Origin of the sequence: Komagataeibacter melaceti (genome assembly GCF_003403295.1) — a bacterium.
GTDB lineage: Bacteria > Pseudomonadota > Alphaproteobacteria > Acetobacterales > Acetobacteraceae > Komagataeibacter > Komagataeibacter melaceti.
In genome coordinates this window covers 1-3,033 of the sequence record NZ_QUWV01000244.1, presented here as the reverse complement: position 1 = coordinate 3,033, position 3,033 = coordinate 1, and the positions used below count along the sequence as shown (strand labels likewise).

Annotated in this window: 2 protein-coding genes and 4 pseudogenes; 4 read left to right on the top strand and 2 right to left on the bottom strand. The window is 55.3% G+C overall.

Translation table 11 applies throughout. The features are described 5' to 3' along the window. Positions 1 to 144: 144 nt before the first annotated feature. The 3 genes and pseudogenes from DY926_RS16850 (at position 145) to DY926_RS16845 (ending at position 1,433) form a co-directional block, all read left to right on the top strand. Positions 145 to 1,103, top strand: a pseudogene (locus DY926_RS16850) (IS481 family transposase). A gap of 66 nt (positions 1,104 to 1,169) precedes the next feature. Next, a pseudogene (locus DY926_RS18170) lies at positions 1,170 to 1,238 on the top strand (zinc ribbon domain-containing protein); the annotation flags it as partial. Between the two features lie 12 nt (positions 1,239 to 1,250). Beyond that, positions 1,251 to 1,433: a hypothetical protein gene (locus DY926_RS16845; protein ID WP_241503295.1), complete on the top strand. Its 183-nt coding sequence runs from the start codon at positions 1,251 to 1,253 to the stop codon at positions 1,431 to 1,433. Positions 1,434 to 1,462: 29 nt separating this feature from the next. Here DY926_RS16845 and DY926_RS16840 read toward each other — a convergent pair. Together DY926_RS16840 and DY926_RS16835 are read right to left on the bottom strand one after the other, a co-directional pair. After that, positions 1,463 to 2,221, bottom strand: a pseudogene (locus DY926_RS16840) (IS5 family transposase). A gap of 83 nt (positions 2,222 to 2,304) precedes the next feature. Next, positions 2,305 to 2,424, bottom strand: a pseudogene (locus DY926_RS16835) (IS5/IS1182 family transposase); the annotation flags it as partial. Positions 2,425 to 2,853: 429 nt separating this feature from the next. On the opposite strand from DY926_RS16835, the gene DY926_RS16830 reads away from it, so the two are divergent. Further along, positions 2,854 to 3,033, top strand: a 180-nt coding sequence (locus tag DY926_RS16830; RefSeq protein WP_148707850.1) for a transposase, incomplete at its 3' end; no start/stop codon positions are given.

Sequence of the window (3,033 nt, the reverse complement as noted above, 5' to 3'; positions counted from 1 at the left end):
TGGGTCAAATCAGCCGACCAGATCCTCGCCTCGGTGAAGCGCTTCTGTCACAAGACAATGAGCCGAACTTCAGTTCCAGATGACTAGGTGTTTAGTCCCAGGGTTTGATGGTGTGGTATTTTCACGCGAGTGGAAGGAAGCATTATGGGACAGATACGTCATGGCAGCGCCACGACCACGCACGCGGTGCGAGCAGCAATACAGCGATCGCAGGCTTCGCTCTCGGCGCTGAGCGAGAAGTTTGGGATCAATCCAAAAACGGTGGCGAAATGGCGGAAGCGTCCGACTGTCGAGGATCAGAAGACCGGTCCCCAAAAGCCGCGCTCAACGGTTCTGTCCGAGACGGACGAAGCGATGGTCGTAGCTTTCCGGCGACATACTTTATGCCGCTGGACGATTGTCTTTATGCGTTGCAGGCCACCATCCCGCATCTGACACGCTCAGCCCTGCATCGCTGCCTTCAGCGTCATGGGATGTCACGGCTGCCTGACATTGAAGGGGACAAACCGAAGCGTCAGCGCTTCAGACGCTACCCGATCGGGTTCTTCCACCTCGACATCGCCGCGGTCCAGACCGCTGAAGGCAAGCTGCATCTTTTCGTCGCCATAGACCGGACAAGCAAGTTCGCGGTGGTGCAACTCGCGGACAAGGCCAACAGAAGAACCGCCTGGGAGTTTCTCGAACATCTTCTGCGTGTCGTGCCCTACCGGATTCATACCATCCTGACCGACAATGGCATCCAGCTCGCCGAGCAGCTCCGTAACCGCGGTATGGCATGGTCACGTTCCATGCGTTTCGACATGATCTGCGAGAGCAACGGGATCGAGCATCGCCTGACAAAGCCCAATCACCCCTGGACCAATGGCCAGGTCGAGCGGATGAACCGCACGATCAAGGAAGCAACTGTCAAACGCTTTCATTATGACAGTCATGAGCAGTTGAGGTCTCACCTCAATGATTTCATAGCCGCCTATATTTTTGGACGAAGGCTCAGGATCCTCAAAGGTCTCACGCCCTATGAATACATCTGCAGGATCTGGACTTCAGACCCGGAAAGATTCATCATCAATCCAACCCATCAAACCCCGGGACTAAACACCTAGAGCCGGTATGTAGAATCAGATATAATATTTTTAAATTTTTTAGGAAATTACAAAAAGATTAGCGCCATGAAAACAAAAACATGCCCAAACTGTAGGTCTCAAATTCCGAGCGATGCGTCTGTATGTAGATACTGTGGAACTACATTCATGATGGAAAGAGATGTAAGTATCTTTGGAAGAATTTTGGGTGCACTGACTGGTGCAGGCATAGGAGCAATCCTATTACCAGTTTTGACTAATACCACTGAAATAATGATGGTTATAGGGGCAATAATTGGTTCTATTATCGGGTGTTATTACGGTTTTAGGCATGAAATTCATTCTGATTGAGTGTCTATTTTAGGGTCAGGACTCATTGATCAGCGCCAGAAGATGACGGTGGCAGCGAGGCAGATGGCTGAGAAGAAGACGGTCGGGCATCTGTCGTAGCGGGTTGCAACCCGCCGCCAGTCCTTGAGCCTTCCGAACATGATCTCGATACGGCTGCGGCGTTTATATTTTTTCTTGTCGTATTTGACCGGTTTTCCGCGAGATTTCCATCCTGGAATGCAGGGCTTTTATACCTTTCGCTTCCAGGGCGTCCCTGAACCAGTCGGCGTCATACCCGCGATCTCCCAGCATCCATTGTGCTCCCGGAAGACTGTCCAGCAGGGCAGCTGCACCGGTATAATCGCTGATCTGTCCCGCAGTCATGAAAAAGCTCAGCAGTCGTCCGCTCTGATCGGTGATCGCATGCAGCTTCGTGTTCATGCCACCTTTGGTGCGGCCGATCAGGCGACCTGGCCCCCCTTTTTTAGCCGCAGGCTCGAAGCCGTACGGTGTGCCTTGAGATACGTCGCATCAATCATGATGGTCTGGGGTTCTGCCTTTCCGGCGGCCAGACCATCCATCATCCGGGCGAAGATCCCCATGGCGCCCCAGCGCTTCCAACGGTTGTAGAGCGTCTTGTGTGGACCGTATTCCCGGGGCGCATCGCGCCAGCGCAAGCCGTTCCGATTGACAAAAATGATGCCGCTCAGCACGCGGCGGTCATCAACGCGGACTCTACCGTGGCTCTTTGGGAAAAAGGGCCGCAGACGCTCCATTGGTTCGTCCGTCAGCCAAAACAGGTCGCTCATCTCCAGTCTCCTCACAGAGCCTGAATCAGATCTCCGCAATTAAATCAACGGGTCCTGAGCCTAATTAGAACCTGTTTGGAAAATCACGGGTGAGCGTTTCTGCGCATGAGATTGGTTCCCATGGCGACGAGAATCATGGCCTTTGACACGTCGATGCGACGTTCGTAATCCCGAACTAGGCGCCGCCATCTGGTCATCCCGCCAGGGAAAGGCGGTCATCGCCCTTCCCTCTCCTCCTGACGGGTCCTGCTCTCCCGGATGTCCGGTTGCGCGGCCATCGACCGCAGGCGTTACGTCTCCGATCCACAGCCCCCCCTGGGGAGCCGAGGGCGATCTCCAGGGCAGCCGCCTGGCGATCGGGTGCTGCGCCTGTGGCTCCCGACTGGCACGGCGTCAGGAGCCTGCTCCCCTCGTGATGGCCTGCCTGCCGCCCCATGGCTGGGGCCGATCTGACGCGGTTTAATTCCCCCACACGCGATAACTGTGATTATCGCGTGTGGGGGCGTCCATGCAGGAAAGTCCGCACCCGGAAAAACCGGCCCTCCTCCTGACCGACAAGGGAAAAGAGAGGTGGTCCCCATTTTTCGGACAGGGCAATAAGCTATAATCCGACCTGAGAGAGAACGGGTTTTATGGGCAAGGTTACGCGCAAGAGGTATGCGGCGGCGTTCAAATCACGGGTTGCCCTGGAAGCGATCCGTGGAGAACTGACGCTGGCGGAACCGGCTTCGAAACATGGGGTGCATCAGACGATGATCGCCCAGTGGAAACGGCAGGCGATCGAGGGGATGGCGGCAACCTTTTCCGGGAAG

What these genes read in the sequence shown, in the direction of transcription:
- DY926_RS16845 (WP_241503295.1), top strand. Translation starts at nt 1,251, where the DNA reads ATGATGGAAAGAGATGTAAGTATCTTTGGAAGAATTTTGGGTGCACTG.